Genomic DNA, 19,045 nt, shown 5'->3' on the forward strand with positions numbered 1-19,045 from the left:
GCGGGGCGGCTTGAGCCGCTTTTGGGGGAATGCAGCTCAGGAAATGAGCCGTATTTTCTAGAATGCGGCTCATGAGCCCGACATCCGACCTGATCTGGCAATCCGCATCCTGGCCGCAGCTGCGCGCCGATGCGCCCGAAGTCGCGCCTGCCTTGATGGAGGCGCGCCTCGCCTGGCACCGCCTGCAGGTCAAGGCCGAGGTGGTCGGCCTGCCGGACGCCGAGCCGCTCTGGCGTGACGTATGGGTTCAGGACGTGATGGCCACGTCGGCGATCGAGGGCGAAACGCTGGACCTGGCGTCGGTGCGTTCATCCGTCATGCGCCAGCTGGGCCTGCCCACCCCGGAAGGCTCGCCCGCGCCGAGTGAACGGGTCGACGGCCTGGTCGCCCTGACCCAGGACGCCACGGTGGACCCGCAGCGGCCGGTGACACACGAGCGGCTGCACCGCTGGCATCAGGCGCTTTTTCCGCTGTCTGCGCTGTCCACGCTGTCCGGGCTGACCGGCCCCGGCAGGGGGCCGTCGTTGACCGTCGGGCGTTACCGCGACCACGCCGACGCCATGCAGATCGTCAGCGGCTTCCCCGGGCGCGAGGTCGTGCACTACACCGCGCCGCCGTCCAGCCGTGTCCCGACGGAAATGCAGGCGCTGCTGGACTGGTTCGAGGCGACGACGCCCGGCCGAACCACCCCGGTCGACCCGCCGGTCCTCGCCATCGACGGCATCGCCCGCGCGGCGCTGGTGCACCTGTGGTTCGAGACGATCCACCCCTACGAGGACGGCAACGGCCGCATCGGCCGTGCCCTGATGGACCTGGCCATGGCCCAGGAACTGGGCCTGTCGGTGCGCCTGTGCAGCCTGTCCGGCGAGATCCTGCGGCAGCGGCGCGACTACTACGCCGCCCTGCAACAGGCCCAACACGGCGGCACGGACGTCAGCGCCTGGGTGATCTGGTTCGCCCGCCTGTGCATCGCCGCATGCGACACCTCGGCGCGCAGCATCGACCTGGCCTTGGAGAAGTCACGCTTCTGGCACACCCACGCCGCCTGGGTCCTCAACGCCCGCCAGCGCAAGGTCATCCAGCGCCTGCTGGACGACGGCGACGGCGGCTTCCTCGGCGGCCTGAACGCGTCCAAGTACATGAAGATGACCGGCGCCTCAAAGGCGACCGCCACCCGCGACCTGTCCGACCTCGTCAACGGCGGCCTGCTGCGCACACGCGGCCTCGGCAAGGCGCTGCGGTATGAGTTGACGGTGCCGGGGTGGGGTGGGGGGAGCGGCGGTTCTTGAGGTGGTGAAGCGATGGGCTGTTCAGCGTGCGCCGGAACGGGCTGACGTGAATACTTGGCGGCGCAAATCGGGGCGAATGACGATCGAAGATTTGCGCAAGGGCAGCAGGTGTGCTTCGTTGTTGGGTACTTCAGCAGCCACTTAGGCGTCACTGGAGGCCGCGAATTGAAGGAGTTCGGTGAGAGTGCGGCACGCGCCACCTCTGTGAATCATTCGGTGGCAATTGGAGCAGACCACAGCAAGATCATTCAGGGTTGTTGTAACGGCTTCGTTTGCGGCAGACAGTGGAATCAAGTGATGCACTTCAGCGTAGCCAGCACCTAATGTGCCGTACCTGGCCTGAAAGTCAAAGCCACAATTGGGCACCTCGCAAACTAGGCGGCCCGCTGGGTTGGCCGCACGAGCAGCTTGCAACTTGGCCAGTCGAAGCGAGCTTTCTCTATGGCGATGCGTCGTTAAACGCTGAACTGAGGTTCCCTCTTGGGCGGCAATAATCGCGACTTCTGCATTGCTATCGCCCAGCAATTCCTCGTCAAAGCAGTGCAGTTCGCGAAGCGCGTCGCGTACTTCGGGGTGGAGCACCCAGTTCCAACCCTCAGATTTTTCCGTCGGAGGGACAAAGTACGCAAAGATGTAGGACTTCTGGCCGCCGACCACGCAGGATCGGCCGAAGAACTCCCGAAGTTTGGTTCCGACTCGACCGTAGTGGATGTTCACGGGTTTCGAGTTCGCAAACCCTGCTGCCAAGGCTAGTTCCTGGGTCGACATAGTGGCGTCTTCCGCCTGAAAGTGCGAGCGAAGCATTGTCAGTTGCGGACCGGAAAGCAGCGGGAGGACTTCTGAGAATGCACGGACGTAGTCTTCTACAGCGGGAAGATCAGCTTCTGATGATATCGATGACGCTATGTCGTCCGTTGCTTCGTTCGGCGCCGGTTTTCCGTCAGGTTGCAACTGCTTTAGTAGCAAACGACCTGCCGATGTTATCCGGTACTCGAAGGGTGTATCGTCATTGCGGCGCTCGACTAGGCCTCGCGCCTCTAGACTATCGGCGTGCAAAACACCTGTAGGTGCGCCAAGCGCTAGAGAAAAGCCTTTCGGCCCCGTGTACTCCTCCATCTTCCTTCGCGTCGTCCAGTCGTCAGCAGCCGAAAGAAATTGAAGGATACGGACTTGTTTTGGAGTTAAGGACATTGGAAGGCTTCGGGCGGCGCGTTTGTGTCGGCTAATGAATGAGAGGGACATCCCCGTCCCGATGCGCGACGATGGTACTGCAAACTCTCATCAACTCACACCTGTCGGAAGGGGATGGTCATGACCAATGTGTTTGTTGGCATCGATCTCGCCAAGAACGTTTTCACGCTGAATGGCGTGGATGGGGCGGACAAGGCGGCGCTGGTGCGTCCGGTGGTGCGGAGCGATCAATTGATGGGGGCCGTTGCCAAACCTCCGATGTGCACGAGCGGCATGGAAGCCTTCTCGTATGCGCACCATTGGGCCCAGCAGTAGGAACGCGTTGGCTACCGCTGGCGCGAGCTGGAGCCCCTCCGGACATCTTTCATCTGGGTCAGCGGCCGAGAATGCTGCAACAAAGACCGGTTGTAGTTTTGCAGTCCGCACCCTTGTTCTCCCTGAAGTGTCGGCGTGGCGATGGACAGATTCAGAACTCATTCTCAGGTAAACTGCTGCGCAATTCGTCAGGGCTTGGTTTTGCTAGGCAGGTGGGGTGCCCGTGTAGTTTGATTTCAGGCCGCGGCCCGTCAGGGCCGTCGTGCCTGCAACGAATTGTTTGTTGCCGCTGCGCGTTGCGCAACTTTCAGTAATTCTACGGCTGTTGTTAAACCGAGCCGTACTGCTTCCTGCTGCTGCGAAACAGACAAATTTAAAGGATCAATTTTTGGCGATTGCATGAGTATTGCAACCGACTTTCCCGCTGGCTCTATTTTCATTTCTTGAGAGATATGCGGTCCATATAGATGCGACACCGACTCCATTGAACTGGGTGGGCTAAAAAATAATTTCACCATGCCAGCAGCAAGTTGGTGGCAAAGATATGCACCGCGTGGTAGACCCGTAGGATTGAAAATAACCCATGTGCTACCGCTAGGTCGTGGTTTCGCCTCTTGCATTTTAAGTTCTGAGAATTCTCTTGCCGCGATCTCGTAATAATCTTCAACGAACTTCGTCATCGCTGGGCTGTATTCAGGCTGATAGCCTCGCCTGTTTTGCTCAATGGCTTCTTGTACGACCGTTGCCTTGTATGCGCGCCGCTCGCTGTCAGGCCCGGAATCAGAGAAGTGGTCCGCTACATTTTCGTACGGAATTTCTACGTCATAGACTTGGTTGTGTACCGAAGATTGAAGATAACGCCTAGGAGCAATGACGCAAGTTACAAATCGCTCCCAATACCCTTCAGAAATTCCCTTCTGGCCGCGCTGCCTGTAACGCCTGCCTTGATCGGGTTGGGTGAGGCATCAATTTTGTTTTCAATGAGAATTGCAACTCGTTCACCCGACCGCGATGTGTAGACAAAGATTAAGTCTGACTCACCCAAACTTGCGTCTACGACGGAATGCCAAACTCCGATCTTCGACTGATAATCGGAATTATCGGATGTCTGATTCGAAAACCACTCTCTGAATTTCTCACTTACTGAGAGTTCTTCGAGAAGCAGCAAATCGATATCTCTTTCTGCAACGGAACCAATAAATCGTGTTTCTAGCACAATGCCTCCTGCGGCATCTAGCGAATGAAAGGGATATCCCCATCCCGGTGCGCGACGATGTGCTATGGACGAACCCACTTCATCTCTCGTAGCGCCGCCAGCAGCTCCGGCCTCATGACGAACTGAAAGTGACCGGTGTCGGGATCGGAACTGCCGTCGATGGCGTATGAAAGGACAGTCCACCACATGGGGCTTCCATCTTTCCGCTTTGGCGGTGTGTAGTCGATGAATGCGCCAAGATTGAACGCGAGCGTCCCGTACTGCAGGTTCGCTGCGTTGTAGTTCTCGTACTCTGCTACTTCTGCGAGTCTTGTTGCGGTGATCTTGCCGCCATCAGCCTTCGCCTGAGCCTGGAGCATCTTCAGGTGGGTGTCGGGCAGTCCCTTGTCTCGGAGCGACAGCAGGGCCTTCTTGAATTGCTCGGCATTGGCGATGGGTGCAGATGAAATATTCATGGGCGGGTGGGGGGCTTGGGAATTGGATGTGAGGTCTAACGAATGAAAGTTTCTGTAATGGATTGGTCTCATTCCGCCACGCCGAATAGGCCGTACACCTTAATCCGAAGGGCGTCGTCACAGAACTCGTCCATGTCGAGTAGTCGAATGATCGCGTCGACTTGCTCCTTGCTTTGATGGGGAAGGGCGAGAACGCGTTCGATCGCATGCGGCGGCAAGTACTGCGATAGATACTGAAGTGGATTCAGCCCCTTAGGGGCGTGTGAAATCAGCAGGTTCCAGTTGAACTTCTTGCTGATTCCTTGGAAGAGACGTTTGTATACCAGGCAGGGCCGCAATTTGTCGTTGTACTGGCGCAGCACCGCTCCCCGGTGCCAAGCGTAGAACTTCTGAACATGACTTCGGTAGGTCGAGAAGACCTCGTAGAGGTCTAGCGACTTATCAATGCCGCTTATGTAGTCCTTTGCCTTAGCCGTCCAACCGTCCCAGCTCAGGAGTTCAGTTTTGGCCATATGGAAGCGCGCAGTCCTAGAGTTCTTCCCTTGCCCATACGAGATGGTCCAGTTCGCTTGGGCGATGCGCCAATGCGTGTTGTAGTTGCGAAGGCACTGGAGAAAGTCGTGTAAGCCCGGCGGTACGAAGTGCCTCTTGAGTTCCTCGGTGTAGTCCGGAACTGGCGAAACGCGCGTAAAGTTCCGAGCATGCTCAACGAGCGCCATCAGGGCGGCTGTGGAGTTCGCCATCTTGCGTTTCACCTCAAGGGTATGGCGTTCGGCTTCGCTTCCGTCTCCTTGGTGCCAGAAGGCGGGATTCTTGCTACGGTCTGAGAACAGCGAAATCTCGTCCAACAGGTCGGAGATGTTCGTCTCGAGCACATAGACAGACTCGTCCAATTCCTGGAGCGAGCGCCATAGTTGCCCGCCTTCGGTCTCCTCGATTGCCGCTCTCGCATCCGAGAAGTCTTTGAAGATGGCCGTTTGGATGACGTCGGGCGTCCAAGGATGTGGGATGGTGTCGAGATAGCGAGTCATGACGCCCAACGTTTGAGTTAGGCCGCAGCCCAACATTTGGTGTTGCCGAAGGACCAGCCTGGAGAATTGCGGATGCGGCCGAGTTACTACAAATGATCACGGGAGACACTCACTCTGCATGAGTCGTAGCGAACGACTTCTTCGAGCAACTGGTTCCACTTGGCGAGTCCTGACTCGCTAAGGCGCGTGCCCTTGGATAGCACAGCAAGTACTTCGCTGTGATGGTCGGAACCGTCTTCCTTTGTCCAGGTTCTCCGAAGTGTGCTGAACTCAACTGCACTCTCACTGACGCGAACGTCGACATGGAGATGTTCTAGGAATTCTTCTGGATCGCCTTCCTTGCAGAAGACGCCAATTGAGACATTAACCTCCACTTCATTTTCGCGCCCTTCATTCCAGAGGTCGATCGCTTCCCAAAACTCTCCAACGGCTTGAACCTCGCTTCCGGTTGTCGCAAGAGGAAGGATTTGGTTACGCGCGCAATGAATGAGCGCTTCAAGGTCGGGTAGATCTCGCGCACTGTGCATGGTTGTGAACTTGTTGACTTGATGTTGCGCGAAGAAGGACCGGACTTTTGCGGCCTAACGTTGCAGCTAACCGGCATTTTGTGGCGGGCCGGGTTTGGGCTTCATTTCATTCTCGCCCAAACCCGGCCCGCCACAAAATGCCGGTTGAGCGACCTGTTAGGCCTCACTAGGCGTGTGCAAAAAGTGTCTCTGGAAGATCTTGCATCAACGTTGTTGCGATTACACCCGGCTCAATGTGCAATTGTCTGAATAGTTGTACTCGAGTCGGATCGTCGTTATAGAACTTCCGGCAATCGTTATGAAACCATGTATAAAGGCTAAGTGCTAAAAGTCTCGGCCAGCTTGTTCGTTTGTACTCTATGGAGTTGTCTCGTAGCACCAAAGCTTGCTGCTTCAAAGCATCCATGTGGCCAGTGGTCATGTAGTTGTAGTACTGGTCTGGCACAAACAATTCTTGCGTTGCAATTCTTCTGGCCTCCAGTCCGAATTCGGTACTACTGCTTCCTTTTCTCGCTCTGAGTAGACCTCTAATGATCGAAAACACAACCCACGCTACGACTGCAATACCAATGAATTCAAACATACCGTTCCGCTTTGCTCTGTGAAATTAAATTGATTGCAGTGGTAAGCCACTGCGATGCGATTGTGAGGCCTAACGTGTTGTAGACAACACCACACTGTCGCCTAGCGCCGCAACTGTCGCCCTAATCGGGTCCACATGACGTGTCCCATATGCTTGACGCATCTGTTTTTTCCCTTGTTGACTACATGTTTATGTGGTCCTGAGTCCGCCGTGAAAATCGGCATTTGCTGACGATTCTGTCGACAGTGGGTGATGCCCCGCGAGGTGGTGTAAGTTTTTAGGCGAGGCGGCCCGTAGAGGGTGGCCATCGTGGTCCCGGATAAGGTTGAGGTGCGACCCACCAACCCTTGTCCAAAGGAAATCACGATGACCACCTCCACTATGGCATTGGCCGAACTGGCCGAGAAGGGAGCCGACGTTGATGTGCTGCGCCAGATGGTGCAGTTCATGGCCCAGAGGCTCATGGAGATCGACGTCGAGGGGCGCTGCGGCGCCGGCTACGACGAGAAGAGCGCTGAGCGTTTGAACAGCCGCAACGGCTTCCGGGATCGCACCTGGGAGACGCGTGCCGGCAGTGTCGAACTCAAGATCCCCAAGCTGCGCCAAGGCAACTACTTCCCCGAGTTCCTGGAGCCGCGCAGAACCGCCGAGAAGGCGCTCACGGCGGTGATCCAGGAGGCTTACATCAAGGGCATCTCCACGCGCTCGGTGGACGACCTGGTCAAGGCCATGGGCATGAGCGGCGTGTCCAAGAGCCAGGTGTCGCGCCTTTGCGCCGAACTCGACGAGCGTGTCGGCGCGTTCTTGAACCGGCAGATCGAAGGCGACTGGCCGTACCTCTGGATCGACGCCACCTACGTGAAGACGCGCGAGGCGGGCCGCATCGTGAGTGTCGCGGTGATAGTGGCTGTGGGCGTGAACACCGAGGGGCAGCGTGAGGTGCTGGGCATCAAGGTCGGGGCCAGCGAGGCAGAGCCGTTCTGGACCGAGTTCTTGCGCAGCCTGAACCGACGCGGACTGCGGGGCGTCAAGCTCGTCATCAGCGACAGCCACGAAGGCATCAAGGCGGCCGCGGCAAAGACGCTCAAGGCCACTTGGCAGCGATGCCGCGTGCACTTCATGCGCAACGTCCTGGCCTATGCCAACAAGACGCAGCGGCGTATGGTGAGCGCGGCCATCGGCACGGTGTTCGTGCAGGAGACGGCCGAGGCGGCAAGGATGCAATGGCGCAGCGTGGCCGACCAGTTCCGCGAGAAGCTGCCCAAGCTCAGCGCCATGATGGACGAGGCCGAGAACGACGTGCTGGCCTTCATGGGTTTCCCCAGGGCGCATTGGCCACAGATCTACAGCACCAACCCGCTGGAGAGGCTCAACGCGGAGATCAAGCGCAGGACCAACGTCGTGGGCATCTTCCCCAATGACAACGCCATCACTCGACTGGTCGGGGCCATGATGCTCGAGCAGAACGACGAGTGGAGCCTGACCCGGCGCTACATGCAGCTCGAAGGCCTGCAGGCCCTCAGTGATACTGTCCCGACTCGGCTGTCTGCAGTGGCACGCTGAGTAACCCGCGCATCCCAGCCTGTCCGGGCTGTGGACTTACACCACGCGCTGGGACATCACCCGACAGTGCGCTGGCTTGCCAAGGGTGGCAATGATGGTGTTTACGCGACAGGTTCAGCGACCAGGGCGTGCGGTTTCACGACCCGTGGATTCAGTCGAGGCGCTGCTGACGTTGAAGTACGTTCGCCTGCTGGATTAGTCGCGAGTGCGCTTCCGGTTGCTGCACGACAGCTTGGGCACCGAACCTGGCCCAGTCGCGCAAGAAACACGCGCTTCGAACGCCGCTTGCCCAGGCCCGTCAGCCCAGGCCAAGGCCCAGGTCGGTTAAAGCCTGCGCCGGCGTCACGCTCACCTTCAGTGCCACCGCGATGAACTTGTCGTCGTCGCCATCTCGGCTCCAGTGGCCGACGTGACCTTGCCTTTCGCCCCGTCCCTCAGGACTCGTCACTCAGCAACTCGTCCAGTGCATCCGGCGTCAGGCCGGACTGCTCGGCTTGTGTAGTGGTCGCCATCAGCGTGTTCTGCAGGCGATCGACATGAACCTGCCTCATGCCTTCATCGTCGTCCGCCGACACCAACCCGCCGATCACGCATCCGTCGCCATCACCGATCGAACTCATCGAATCCCCCAAATCAAGCCCCCACCCGCTCCCCCACCAACCTCTCCAGACACTGCTCCCGAATCCCATAAAACGCCTTGATCTCCGCAATCTGCTTGTGGATCCGCTGGGCGTGGCCCGCATCGGGGCGGGGGCGGCGGACAGCGAGGATCATCTTGTTCTTGTTGGTGTGTTCCAGCGACACGAACTCGAAGACCTGGGTGTCGTAGCCCGCCGCGTCGAGCAGCAGGGCGCGCAGGCTGTCGGTGACCATTTCGGCTTCCAGGCCCAGGTGGACGCCGTGGCGCAGCAGGGCGCGCAGCGGGCCGGGGGGTTGGAGCTGGCCGCGCAGTTCCTTGTGGCAGCACGGCGAGCACATGATGATCGACGCGCCCGCGCGCAGGCCCAGGTCGATGGCGTAGTCGGTGGCGATGTCGCAGGCGTGCAGGGCGACCATCACGTCGAGCTGGGGCGGGGTGTAGTGGCGGACGTCGCCGGCGTCGAAGCGCAGGCCGTCGTGGCCGTGGCGGCGGGCGCTGGCGTCGCACAGCGTGACGAGTTCCTGGCGCAGCTCGACGCCGGTGACCTCGGCGCGGCGGCCCTGGGCGACCAGCCACTGGTGCATCGCGAAGGTCAGGTAGCCCTTGCCGCAGCCGAAGTCGATGACACGCACCGGCTCGCCGGCCGCGACGCGCTCGGGGGCGGCCAGCGGCGAGCGGGCGAGGGCGTCCGCGAAGATCTCGGTGAAGCGGTTGATCTGCTTCCACTTGCGCGCCATCGACGGCACCAGCCGGGCGTCGGCCGTGGCCAGGCCCAGGTCGACCCAGGCGGGCTGGGCGATGTCGAGCAGGCGGTGCTTGGTGCGGTTGTGTTCGTCGCTGGCGACGTCCGCCGGTGACGTCGACAGGCTGGCCGACTCGGCTTCGGCCGACTCGTTGCCGGAGCCCGCAGGCTGCTGGCGCTTGCCGACCTGCAGCCGGAACTTCCAGCCGGCGCCCTTGCGGCGCGCGCCGAACTGGATCTCGTGGCGGCGGGTGTCGAGGTGGGCGTGGGCGAAGCTGCCCAGGCCGTCCGCGTCCGTCTCTTGCGGCGCCAGCAGCCGCCCGATCAGCGCCAGGCCCTCGGTGGGCGACAGGTTCTTGGTGATGTCGCGGGTGGCGTGGCGCCAGACGAACTGCAGCGCCGGTTCGCCGCGCAGGCGCAGCGGGCGGACGATCAGCCGGTCCAGGTCGGCCGGTTCGCCGTGGTGCTGGCTCAGGATCAGCCGCTGCAGCGGATCGGCCGAGCCGTCGCCGCCGAGCGTGGCCGTCTCCAGCAGCCGCAGGAAACGGGCGCGGTCATCGGGCTTGGCGGCGGCATCGGGTACGGCGGGTACGTCGGGTATCAGGTTCGTGAACATCGCGCGATTGTCGTTGCAGCCCCTGTCGGGACGTCGCCGGCCGCGCTATCTTGACGCTCCGCCCGGACGGTCGAAGCCGGGCACGACAGCAGGAGACCCGCCATGAACCACCAGCGCATCGAACGCCTCCAGGCCATGCCCGTGTTCGGGGCGGTCAGCGCGAAGGCGATCGACGACCTGCTGACGCCCTTGCGGGTGCGCCAGGTGCAAGCAGGGCGCTACTTCTTCCGCCAGGGCGATGACGCCTGCTCGATGTACGTGCTGGAGTCCGGCACGGTCGAGGTCCGCAAGCGCTGGCAGGACCACGACTACCGGCTGCGCACGCTCGGCCCTGGCGACGTGTTCGGCGAGATGGCGCTGATGGATCCGTCGCCGCGCAACGCCTCGGTGCGGGCCGAGACGGACTGCTCGGCGATCGAGATCTCGCCCGACGACCTGCTGCGGCTGTTCGAGCACGACCCCGAGCAGTTCGCGCTGATCCAGATGAACCTCGGCCGCGAGGTCTGCCGGCGCCTGCGGGCGACCGACGAACAGCTGTTCCGTGCGACCGTCGGCGACGGCCCGACGACGGTCGACACGGTCTTCCATGCCCTCTGACACCATGAACCTCGCACGCCTGATCTCGCCACTGATCTTGCTGATCCTGGCCCTGCTGATCGCCACCTCGGCCAGCGCCCGGCCGCTGGCCACCTGCCATGTCACCTATGGCGGCGAGACGGTCGACCATGCCGTCGCGGCCGTGGCCGACCCGCATGCGGTGCCGACCGTGGCGGTCGGGTCCTACTTCCTGATCCGCTTCGTGCTGCAGACCCGCCGCGAGGCGCCTGGCGCCGATCTGGCCGCCTTCAAGGCCTATGTCTATGCCGACCGGGGCGACGCGCCGGTGCTGATCCACCAGCTCGACGTGGCCTGGCCGCCCGCGAACGCCACGGCCGGCCGCAGCGGCGGCTACACCGGCCTGAACCGGGTCTACGAGCCGATGCGCGACGGGGAGCTGCAGTACTGGTGTGAACGGATCGGTGAACGCACCGGCGAACGCACCGTCGAACGCATGCCCGCTCAGGAGGCCCGATGAACACGCGCTTCCTGACGATCCTGCTGCTGGCGGGGCTGGCCGGTCTGCTGTCGGCACCGGCCCGCGCCGAGGCACCGCCGCCGGTCCGGCTGCTGTTCGTCGGCGACCTGATGCTCGACGACGGGCCGGGCCGCACGATCGCCGCCGGCGGTGATCCGCTGGTGGCCTTCGATCCGTGGTTGCGGGCGGCCGATGCGCGCATCGGCAACCTCGAACTGCCGGTGGCGACGACCGGCACGCCGCTCGACAACAAGATCTACACCTTCCGCGCCGACCCGGCCGCGATGCGCGTGCTGAAGGGGCGTTTCGACGCGCTGGCGGTGTCGAACAACCACTCGGGCGACTACGGCCCGGCGGCTTTCCTGGAGACGCTGGACCAGGTCCGCGCCGCCGGCATCGAGCCCTTCGGCGGTGGCCGCAACCTGCACGAGGCGCACCGGCCGCTGTGGCTGCAACGCGGCGGGCTGCGCATCGCCGTGCTGGGCTACAACGAGTTCAAGCCGCGCCGCTTCGAGGCCGGCCCGGACTGGCCCGGCATCGCCTGGAGCGAGGACCGCCATGTCGTGGCCGACATCCGCGCCGCCCGCCGTGCCGGCGCCGACCTGGTCATCCCCTTCATGCACTGGGGCTGGGAACGCGAGCCGCAGCCCGACGCGCGCCAGCGTGCGCTGGCGCGCCGGATGATCGACGCGGGGGCCGATGCGGTCGTCGGCGGGCATCCGCATGTCACGCAGGGGGCGGACGTCTACCGGGGCAAGCCGATCATCTGGAGCCTGGGCAATTTCGTGTTCGACGGCTTCGAGCTGCCCGCCGCGCGCGAGGGCTGGTTGCTGGAGCTGACGCTCGACCGCCGCGGCGTGCGGTCCTGGCACACCGTGCTGGCACGCATGGACGAGGCCGGCACGCCGACGCCCGACCTGTCGGCTGCAACGCCCTGCGGCCGGCGCGCCTGGGCGACGGTGCGCAGCTGCCGCGCCGGCCAGCCGGTGCGCTGAGCCGTCGCGCCATCCCGCGCTCGCGGGGGTGCGGCGCGTGACATCGGTAAGGGCTTGGAACGGCGGTATCAGCTGCCAAGGATTCACGCTTTTGGCGAGGTCCGACCACGCAAGATCGGCGCATCCACCACGCTGGGTCTGCCCGATGTGCCTCGATCGAAGTCTTCACCGTCCGCTTGCGCGTACCGGCCCCGTCCGCACCGTCGCCGGCCTGCTGCTGGCCGCCGCCCTGCTGGTGCCCGTGACGGGCTGCGGCGGCGGCTCGTCGACCAGCCAGGAGGTGCCGATCCAGTCGGATGCCGAAGCCGTGCGGTTCCTCGACCAGGCCAGCTTCGGCGCGACCGAGGCCGAGATCGCCAACGTCCGCAAGCTCGGCGCCGGGGGCTGGATCGACGCCCAGCTGGCGATGCCGGCGACGTCGGCGCGGGCCTACTGGGACACGCTGGACGCGGCCAACCGGGCGGTCGACCCGACGGTGGTCAGCCGCAACGAGGTCCAGTACGCCTTCTGGCGCAACGCCGTCACGGCGCCCGACCAGCTGCGCCAGCGCGTGGCCTGGGCGCTGGCGCAGATCTTTGTCGTCTCGGCCGCCGACTCGACCGTCGGCGAGCGCCCGCGCGGCGTCATGGCCTACCACGACCTGCTCGCCACGACCGGGCTGGGCAGCTTCCGCGAGCTGCTGCGGCAGGTCTCGCTGAGCCCGGTGATGGGCGCCTACCTCTCGCACCTGCGCAACCAGAAGGACGACCCGGCGACCGGCCGGGTGCCCGACGAGAACTACGCCCGCGAGGTGATGCAGCTGTTCTCGATCGGCCTGGTCGAGCTGAACCCCGATGGCAGCGTGCGGCGCAACGGCACCACGCCGATCGAGACCTACGACGCCAGCGACGTCAGCGGCCTGGCGCGGGTCTTCACCGGCTGGAGCCTGGCCTGTGGCGACCAGGGCAACGCCTGCTTCTTCGGCTGGAGCACCGCGCCGTCGCCCGATCCGGATGCCTGGGTCAAGCCGATGGTCCCGTACAGCCGCTTCCACTCGACCGGGGTCAAGGCCTTCCTCGACACCAGCATCGCCGACCAGGGCAGCTCGCCGAACGCGCAGGCCAGCCTGGACCGTGCGCTCGACCGGCTGGCGTCGCACCCGAACGTCGCGCCCTTCATCGGCCGGCAGCTGATCCAGCGGCTGGTCACCAGCAACCCGAGCCCCGCCTACGTGGCGCGCATCTCGGCCGTGTTCAACGGCAGCGGCGGCAACCTGGGGGCGGTGGTCAAGGCCATCCTGCTGGACCCGGAAGCGCGCCGCGCGCCCGATCCGGCCGCCGTCGAGGCCGGCAGGCTGCGCGAGCCGGTGCTGCGGCTGGCGCGGCTGCTGCGGGCCTTCGGCGCGCGGTCGATCACCGGCACCTGGCGGATCGGCAACACCGACGATCCGGCCACGTCGCTGGGCCAGACGCCGTGGCGCTCGCCATCGGTCTTCAACTTCTACCGGCCCGGCTACGTGCCGCCGAACTCGCGCGCCGGGGCGCTCGGGCTGACGGTGCCGGAGATGCAGATCAGCCACGAGACCAGCGTGGCCGGCTACGCCAACTACCTGCGCAGCGCCCTGCAGAGCAACGGCGTCGGCGACGTGCCGGCCGGCCAGACGCTGCGCGACGTGCAGATCCCGCTGGATGCCGACATCGGCCGCGCCGAGCAGCCGGCCGGCCTGGTCGCCTGGGTCGATGCGCGGCTGTTCGGCGGCGCGATGCCGGCCGCCCTGCGCGACGAGATCGTCGCGGCCGTCACCAGCGTGACGGTGCCGGTGCTGACGCCCACCAACGCTGCCACGCGCGACAACGCGCTGCGCAACCGGCTGCGGCTGGCGGTCTACCTGGCGATGGTGTCGCCGGAATGGTTGCTGCAGTCCTGATCCAGACCCGAACGAGAGCCCGACGCCATGACCCGATCGACCCGACACGACGACCCGCTGCGCGGCCTCGGACCGCAGGCCCGCCGCACCTTCCTGCGCCAGCTCGCCGCGCTGGGCGCGGGCGTGACGCCCGGTGCCTTGCCGCTGGCCACGCTGCTGGCCGCCAGCTCGCAGGTGTCGGCCCAGACGGCGGGCGGCTACAAGGCGCTGGTGTGTGTCTTCCTGGCCGGCGGCAACGACGCCTGCAACACCGTGCTGGACACCCGCACGGCGCCCTGGGCGGCCTACCAGACGGTGCGCAACCAGGCGCCCGACAGCCTGGCGCTGCTGGCGGCCGGCACGCCCGCCGACACGTCACCCACGGCTGGCGTGCTGGCGCGGCTGGGCGGCGTGCGGCCGCTGGCGATCACGGGGGCAGGGCTGGCGCTGCACCCGTGCCTGTCGCAGCTGGCGCAGATCCACGACACGCGGCGCCGGCTGGCGATCGTCGCCAACGTCGGGCCGCTGATCCGCCCGACCACCAAGGCGCAGTACGCCAGCCCGAGCCATGCCCGGCCGCCCAAGCTGTTCAGCCACAACGACCAGCAGAACTGGTGGCAGGCGCTGTCGCCCGAAGGTGCGCGCAGCGGCTGGGGCGGGCGCATCGCCGATGCGCTGATGGGCGGCAACACGCAGGCGATGTTCACGTCGGTGTCGATCAGCGGCGCCAGCATCTGGCTGGCCGGCGAACAGGCGCGCCAGTACCAGCTCAGCAACAACGGCGCGATCCGCATCGGCGGGACCGGCACGACGCTGTTCGGTTCGACCCAGGCCCGCGCCGCGATGGAACGCGTGATGACCGGCACCCGCGCCGATGGCAGCCGGCGCGTCTCGAACCTGCTGGCGCTCGATCACGGCGACGTGGTGCGGCGTTCGATCGACGCCGAGGCCTCGCTCAGCGCCGCGCTGCAGGCCGCCGGCATGGCGCCGTGGGGCACGCCGGTCAGCGGCACGGCGACCTATTCGGCCGATGCCGATCCGCTGCTGCGCTGGACCCATCCGCTGACCGGCGCGGTGGCCGCCAACGGCCTGGCCCGCCAGCTGCAGATGGTGGCGCGCTGCGTGCAGGCCGCGCCGGCGCTGGGCATCACCCGGCAGGTGTTCTTCGTGACGCTGGGCGGCTTCGACACCCACGACGGCCAGAACCGCCGCCATGCCGAACTGCTGGCGCAGCTCGACCACGGCCTGAACTACTTCGACAACGTGCTGGCCGCGCTCGGCCAGTCGGCCAACGTGACGACCTTCACCGCCTCCGATTTCGGCCGCGCCTTCACCAGCAACGGCGATGGCACCGACCACGGCTGGGGCGCCCACCACCTCGTCATGGGCGGCGCGGTGCAGGCGGGGCTGCATGGGGTCTGGCCGACGCTGGGCCCGAAGAACACGGCCAACAACGACTTCGACAGCAGCCCCGACCAGCTGCGCAACGGCGCGCTGCTGCCGACCACCTCGGTCGATCAGATGGGCGCGACGCTGGCCGGCTGGATGGGAGTCGGGGCGACCGACCTGGGCCGCATCTTCCCCAACCTCGCCAACTTCGACGCCAGCGTGCGCAACCTCGGCTTCATGGCCTGAGGGCCGGCCGCGTCAGGCCTTGGCAGGCTTGCGGCCTTCCAGGCGCTGGGCCAGCGCCTGCACCTGGCCCATCGCGACCAGGTGGGTGTGGATCAGCGCCAGCATGCCGCTGCGGTGCAGCGCCAGCACCTCGGCGTCGGGCAGCTTGTTGAGCTTGTCCTCGTCGACCATGAAGAAGCCGGTCGCGTTGACCTTGTCGCCGCCGGGCAGGTCGCCCTTGATCTCGGCCCCGCGCAGCAGTTCGAGTTCGACCAGGCGGGCGCAGAACTGCTCGGTGCGCTGCTGTTCGAGCTCGTAGCGGTCCAGGAACCGCATGATCTGCTGCAGGTAGTCGGTCGGTTCGCCGTCGGCCGAGATCATCAGCTCGCCGTCGCTGTCGTTGAGACCGCCGTAGCTCTCGTCGATCACCAGCGACAGCTGGTCGCCGCCCTGCGTGCGCACGTAGGCGAAGGGGTAGCGGCGCAGCGTCGCGGGGACGAAGTGGGCGTCCCAGCGGCCATCGGCCGTGACCAGCAAGTTGTCCTTCTCGCGCAGGCCCATCAGCGCCATTGGCACGATGCGCGGCTTGTCGTCGGCGCCCTTGCCGGCGTAGACGAAGCCGATCGGCATCTCGCGCGCGGCCTCGCTGAATTCCACGGCGGTCAGCGGCACCGCGTTGGCGTCGCGGGCAAAGGCCCAGTCGGCGATCGGGCGCACGCGCTTGCCGGCGTGACGCTTGCGGTCGACCAGCGCGACGCGCTGGGTGGCCGGGGTGGCCGTGCCGTTCAATGCTTCAGTCAATCGTTCTCTCCAGAGTCCTGTTGTCGACTGGCCAGCACCTTGTCCACGCGCTTGCCGTCCAGGTCGACCACCTCGAACCGCCACTCGTCCCAGGTGACGACATCGGTGGTCTGCGGCAGTCGGCCGAGCAGCAGCATGATCATGCCGGCCAGGGTGTTGTAGCGCCCGCGATCCTCATCGGGCAGCTGCTTGAGTCCGAGGCGGTCCTTCAGCTCGGGCACCGGGATCAGGCCATCGACCAGCCAGGAGCCGTCCTCGCGTTGGACCGCCCAGGCATCCTCAGCCTGAGCCGGCGTGAATTCTCCGGTGATCGCCTCCAGCACGTCGCGCAAAGTAATCACGCCTTGCACGACGCCGTACTCGTCGACCACGAAAACCATCTGCACCTCGGAGCCGCGGAAGTGCTCCAGCAGCTCCATGCCCGACAGCGTCTCGGGCACGAAGACGGCCGGCTGCAGGGCGTCCTGCAACGACAGCTCGTCGCTGCGCGCCAGCTGCATCAGCAGCAGCTGCGACTTGACGACGCCCATCACGTCATCGAGCCCGCCCCGGCAGACGGGGTAGCGCGAGTGGCCGTGTTCGGCCAGCACGGCCAGGATCTGCTCGCGCGGCGCGCTGGCTTCGAGCCAGGCGATGTCGCCGCGCGGGATCATCATGCTGCCGATCTGGCGGTCATCGAGTCGGAAGACGTTGCGCACCATCTGGTGCTCGTGGGCCTCGATCACGCCGGCATCCAGGCCTTCCTCGAGGCTGGCGGCGATCTCCTCTTCGGTCACGCCCCGGCTGCCGGTGTCGCGCACGCCGATCAGCTTCAGGATGGTCTGCGTGCAGGTCGACAGCAGCCGCACGAAGGGCCGCGCGCCGATCGACAGCCAGTTCATCGGCTGGGCGGTCAGGCGGGCGACGGTCTCCGGGTAGAGCTGGCCGACACGCTTGGGGACGAGCTCGCCGAAGATGATCGTCAGGAAGGTGATGGTGACGACCACCAGCGCGGTGGCGGCGACATCGGCCACGCTGTGCGAGACCGATTCGAAGGTCGTCGTGATCCAGTGGGCGAACGGCGCCGAGAAGGCGGCGTCGCCGACGATGCCGTTCAGCACGCCGATCGACGTGATGCCGATCTGCACCGTCGACAGGAACTGGGTCGGGTTGTCGTGCAGTGCCAGTGCCACCCCTGCGCCCCGATCACCCGACTCGACCAGCACCTGCAGCCGCGCCTTCCGGCTGGTCGACAGGGCCATCTCCGACATGGCGAAGACGCCATTCAACAGGATCAGGAAAACGAGCAATGCAAGGTCCATGGCGGGCACGAAGCAGCATTCGCGCCAGAGTCGAGGGAGCGTGGGAGCGTAGCAGAATCACCCCCATGATCCACCTCGTCGGCGACCTCCAGGGCTGCTGCGACGCCTTCGACAGGCTGCTCGCGGACATCGGTTTTTCCCCCTCCCGCGACCAGCTCTACGTGCTGGGCGATCTCGTCAACCGCGGGCCCGAATCGCTGCGCACGCTCGAACGCCTGGCCAGCTTCGGTGCCTCGGCCACCTGCCTGCTCGGCAACCACGATCTCAACCTGCTGGCGGTCGACCAGGGCGTGCGGCGCCTGCACCGCAGCGACACGCTCGACGACATCCTCGCCAGCCCGCGCCGCCGTCACTGGATCGAATGGCTGCGCCACCAGCGCCTGGCCGTGCAGGCGCATGGCTGGCTGATGGTGCATGCCGGCGTCGTGCCGCAATGGGATGCCCAGCAGACGCTGGCACTGGCCGCCGAGGTCGAGCAGCTGCTGCGCGGACCGGACCTGGCCGAGTTCCTGCCGCTCATGCACGGCAATGAACCCGTGCTGTGGGACGACACGCTGCAAGGCGTGGCGCGCTGGCGCGTCGTCATCAACAGCCTGACACGGGTGCGCTTCTGCAGCGCCGATGGCGCGATGGACTTCAAGCTCAAGGAAGGCGCGAACACCGCACCGCCCGGCCTGATGCCCTGGTTCGACGTCCCCGGCCGCCGCACCGCCGGCACGCCGATCGCCTTCGGCCACTGGTCGACGCTCGGCCAGCTCGACCGACCCGACCTGCTCGCCCTCGACACCGGCTGCGTCTGGGGCGGCCGCATGACCGCCGCCCGCGTCGACGGCGGCCGCCGCGAACTCGTCAGCGTCGCCTGCGAACAGGCCCAGGCGCCGGGCTGATCACGCCAGTGCCCATGCCACAATCCGCGCCCTCAGGAAGCTTGGCAGAGTGGTCGATTGCACCGGTCTTGAAATGCGCTGCATCTACAGCGCTAGCGCTGTAATAGGTTGATTTCATTGAGTTTTTTCAGCTGCTTTGCGTGTTTTTCGCTTGCAAAGATTTGCAAAGTTCGCGGCTTGCTGGGTTACTTGGTTGGACCGATACACTACCGGCGATCTGTTGGAGAAGTGGCAGAGTGGTCTATTGCACTGGTCTTGAAAACCAGCGACGGGCAACCGTCCGTGGGTTCGAATCCCACCTTCTCCGCCAACGACCTCC

18 protein-coding genes and 1 tRNA gene are annotated in these 19,045 nt (G+C 64.9%); 10 read left to right on the forward strand and 9 right to left on the reverse strand.

From position 1 onward, the window contains the following. Positions 1-71: 71 nt before the first annotated feature. A complete protein-coding gene (locus ACWA7K_RS06345; RefSeq protein WP_456166748.1) occupies positions 72-1,289 on the forward strand; it encodes a Fic family protein in 1,218 nt (405 codons plus the stop codon). A gap of 141 nt (positions 1,290-1,430) precedes the next feature. Here the strand turns inward: ACWA7K_RS06345 and ACWA7K_RS06350 are convergent, their stop codons facing one another. Further along, a complete protein-coding gene (locus tag ACWA7K_RS06350) occupies positions 1,431-2,531 on the reverse strand; it encodes an HNH endonuclease (protein ID WP_456210395.1) in 1,101 nt (366 codons plus the stop codon). A 69-nt stretch (positions 2,532-2,600) separates the two neighbouring features. On the opposite strand from ACWA7K_RS06350, the gene ACWA7K_RS06355 reads away from it, so the two are divergent. Next, complete coding sequence (locus tag ACWA7K_RS06355) at positions 2,601-2,795, forward strand: hypothetical protein (protein WP_456210397.1); 195 nt, start codon at positions 2,601-2,603, stop codon at positions 2,793-2,795. A 251-nt stretch (positions 2,796-3,046) separates the two neighbouring features. Here ACWA7K_RS06355 and ACWA7K_RS06360 read toward each other — a convergent pair whose 3' ends face one another. The 4 genes from ACWA7K_RS06360 to ACWA7K_RS06375 all read right to left on the reverse strand — a co-directional run bounded on the left by ACWA7K_RS06360 (position 3,047) and on the right by ACWA7K_RS06375 (position 6,024). Further along, a complete protein-coding gene (locus ACWA7K_RS06360; RefSeq protein WP_456166754.1) occupies positions 3,047-3,475 on the reverse strand; it encodes a hypothetical protein in 429 nt (142 codons plus the stop codon). Positions 3,476-4,073: 598 nt separating this feature from the next. After that, positions 4,074-4,466, reverse strand: coding sequence for a hypothetical protein (locus ACWA7K_RS06365; RefSeq protein ID WP_456166756.1), 393 nt, complete (start codon positions 4,464-4,466; stop codon positions 4,074-4,076). A 68-nt stretch (positions 4,467-4,534) separates the two neighbouring features. After that, on the reverse strand, positions 4,535-5,497 hold the full coding sequence (locus ACWA7K_RS06370) for a hypothetical protein (protein ID WP_456166758.1): 963 nt from the start codon (positions 5,495-5,497) through the stop codon (positions 4,535-4,537). Between the two features lie 86 nt (positions 5,498-5,583). Beyond that, a complete protein-coding gene (locus ACWA7K_RS06375) occupies positions 5,584-6,024 on the reverse strand; it encodes a hypothetical protein (protein ID WP_456210399.1) in 441 nt (146 codons plus the stop codon). A gap of 949 nt (positions 6,025-6,973) precedes the next feature. Between ACWA7K_RS06375 and ACWA7K_RS06380 the strand changes: the two genes are divergently transcribed. Beyond that, positions 6,974-8,170, forward strand: a complete 1,197-nt coding sequence (locus ACWA7K_RS06380) for an IS256 family transposase (protein WP_456166762.1) — start codon at positions 6,974-6,976, stop codon at positions 8,168-8,170. A gap of 434 nt (positions 8,171-8,604) precedes the next feature. Here ACWA7K_RS06380 and ACWA7K_RS06385 read toward each other — a convergent pair whose 3' ends face one another. Beyond that, positions 8,605-8,790, reverse strand: a complete 186-nt coding sequence (locus ACWA7K_RS06385; RefSeq protein WP_456166764.1) for a hypothetical protein — start codon at positions 8,788-8,790, stop codon at positions 8,605-8,607. A 13-nt stretch (positions 8,791-8,803) separates the two neighbouring features. Then, positions 8,804-10,168: a class I SAM-dependent methyltransferase gene (locus ACWA7K_RS06390; protein ID WP_456166766.1), complete on the reverse strand. Its 1,365-nt coding sequence runs from the start codon at positions 10,166-10,168 to the stop codon at positions 8,804-8,806. A 102-nt stretch (positions 10,169-10,270) separates the two neighbouring features. Here ACWA7K_RS06390 and ACWA7K_RS06395 point away from each other — a divergent pair, with 102 nt between their 5' ends. The 5 genes from ACWA7K_RS06395 (at position 10,271) to ACWA7K_RS06415 (ending at position 15,758) form a co-directional block, all read left to right on the forward strand. Continuing rightward, positions 10,271-10,765, forward strand: coding sequence for a Crp/Fnr family transcriptional regulator (locus ACWA7K_RS06395; RefSeq protein ID WP_456166768.1), 495 nt, complete (start codon positions 10,271-10,273; stop codon positions 10,763-10,765). Beyond that, positions 10,755-11,243: a hypothetical protein gene (locus ACWA7K_RS06400; RefSeq protein ID WP_456210401.1), complete on the forward strand. Its 489-nt coding sequence runs from the start codon at positions 10,755-10,757 to the stop codon at positions 11,241-11,243. Before ACWA7K_RS06395 ends, ACWA7K_RS06400 begins: the two co-directional genes overlap by 11 nt. Further along, positions 11,240-12,238, forward strand: a complete 999-nt coding sequence (locus tag ACWA7K_RS06405; RefSeq protein WP_456166772.1) for a CapA family protein — start codon at positions 11,240-11,242, stop codon at positions 12,236-12,238. Before ACWA7K_RS06400 ends, ACWA7K_RS06405 begins: the two co-directional genes overlap by 4 nt. Positions 12,239-12,383: 145 nt before the next feature. After that, on the forward strand, positions 12,384-14,144 hold the full coding sequence (locus ACWA7K_RS06410; RefSeq protein ID WP_456166774.1) for a DUF1800 domain-containing protein: 1,761 nt from the start codon (positions 12,384-12,386) through the stop codon (positions 14,142-14,144). Positions 14,145-14,171: 27 nt separating this feature from the next. Further along, entirely contained in the window at positions 14,172-15,758 is a 1,587-nt protein-coding gene (locus tag ACWA7K_RS06415; RefSeq protein WP_456166776.1) for a DUF1501 domain-containing protein, read from the forward strand. A 12-nt stretch (positions 15,759-15,770) separates the two neighbouring features. Here ACWA7K_RS06415 and ACWA7K_RS06420 read toward each other — a convergent pair whose 3' ends face one another. Next, positions 15,771-16,538: a SapC family protein gene (locus ACWA7K_RS06420; RefSeq protein WP_456166778.1), complete on the reverse strand. Its 768-nt coding sequence runs from the start codon at positions 16,536-16,538 to the stop codon at positions 15,771-15,773. Continuing rightward, entirely contained in the window at positions 16,535-17,839 is a 1,305-nt protein-coding gene (locus tag ACWA7K_RS06425) for a hemolysin family protein (protein ID WP_456166780.1), read from the reverse strand. The genes ACWA7K_RS06420 and ACWA7K_RS06425 overlap by 4 nt, the downstream gene beginning before the upstream one ends. Before the next feature lie 65 nt (positions 17,840-17,904). Between ACWA7K_RS06425 and ACWA7K_RS06430 the strand changes: the two genes are divergently transcribed. Beyond that, entirely contained in the window at positions 17,905-18,726 is an 822-nt protein-coding gene (locus ACWA7K_RS06430; RefSeq protein WP_456166782.1) for a symmetrical bis(5'-nucleosyl)-tetraphosphatase, read from the forward strand. 222 nt (positions 18,727-18,948) lie between these two features. Further along, positions 18,949-19,036 (forward strand) — tRNA-Ser (locus ACWA7K_RS06435). The last annotated feature ends 9 nt before the right edge of the window (positions 19,037-19,045 follow it).

The sequence above is a fragment of the Leptothrix mechoopdaensis (SeqCode) genome (genome assembly GCF_053893855.1).

Bases quoted from the DNA above. Each gene is read 5' to 3' on its own strand.
- ACWA7K_RS06380 (WP_456166762.1), top strand. From the start codon at position 6,974: ATGACCACCTCCACTATGGCATTGGCCGAACTGGCCGAGAAGGGAGCC.
- ACWA7K_RS06365 (WP_456166756.1), bottom strand. From the start codon at position 4,466: ATGAATATTTCATCTGCACCCATCGCCAATGCCGAGCAATTCAAGAAG.
- ACWA7K_RS06390 (WP_456166766.1), bottom strand. From the start codon at position 10,168: ATGTTCACGAACCTGATACCCGACGTACCCGCCGTACCCGATGCCGCC.
- ACWA7K_RS06385 (WP_456166764.1), bottom strand. From the start codon at position 8,790: ATGAGTTCGATCGGTGATGGCGACGGATGCGTGATCGGCGGGTTGGTG.
- ACWA7K_RS06350 (WP_456210395.1), bottom strand. From the start codon at position 2,531: ATGTCCCTCTCATTCATTAGCCGACACAAACGCGCCGCCCGAAGCCTT.
- ACWA7K_RS06395 (WP_456166768.1), top strand. From the start codon at position 10,271: ATGAACCACCAGCGCATCGAACGCCTCCAGGCCATGCCCGTGTTCGGG.
- ACWA7K_RS06375 (WP_456210399.1), bottom strand. From the start codon at position 6,024: ATGCACAGTGCGCGAGATCTACCCGACCTTGAAGCGCTCATTCATTGC.
- ACWA7K_RS06400 (WP_456210401.1), top strand. From the start codon at position 10,755: ATGCCCTCTGACACCATGAACCTCGCACGCCTGATCTCGCCACTGATC.
- ACWA7K_RS06415 (WP_456166776.1), top strand. From the start codon at position 14,172: ATGACCCGATCGACCCGACACGACGACCCGCTGCGCGGCCTCGGACCG.
- ACWA7K_RS06430 (WP_456166782.1), top strand. From the start codon at position 17,905: ATGATCCACCTCGTCGGCGACCTCCAGGGCTGCTGCGACGCCTTCGAC.
- ACWA7K_RS06370 (WP_456166758.1), bottom strand. From the start codon at position 5,497: ATGACTCGCTATCTCGACACCATCCCACATCCTTGGACGCCCGACGTC.
- ACWA7K_RS06425 (WP_456166780.1), bottom strand. From the start codon at position 17,839: ATGGACCTTGCATTGCTCGTTTTCCTGATCCTGTTGAATGGCGTCTTC.
- ACWA7K_RS06410 (WP_456166774.1), top strand. From the start codon at position 12,384: ATGTGCCTCGATCGAAGTCTTCACCGTCCGCTTGCGCGTACCGGCCCC.
- ACWA7K_RS06405 (WP_456166772.1), top strand. From the start codon at position 11,240: ATGAACACGCGCTTCCTGACGATCCTGCTGCTGGCGGGGCTGGCCGGT.
- ACWA7K_RS06345 (WP_456166748.1), top strand. From the start codon at position 72: ATGAGCCCGACATCCGACCTGATCTGGCAATCCGCATCCTGGCCGCAG.
- ACWA7K_RS06355 (WP_456210397.1), top strand. From the start codon at position 2,601: ATGACCAATGTGTTTGTTGGCATCGATCTCGCCAAGAACGTTTTCACG.
- ACWA7K_RS06360 (WP_456166754.1), bottom strand. From the start codon at position 3,475: ATGACGAAGTTCGTTGAAGATTATTACGAGATCGCGGCAAGAGAATTC.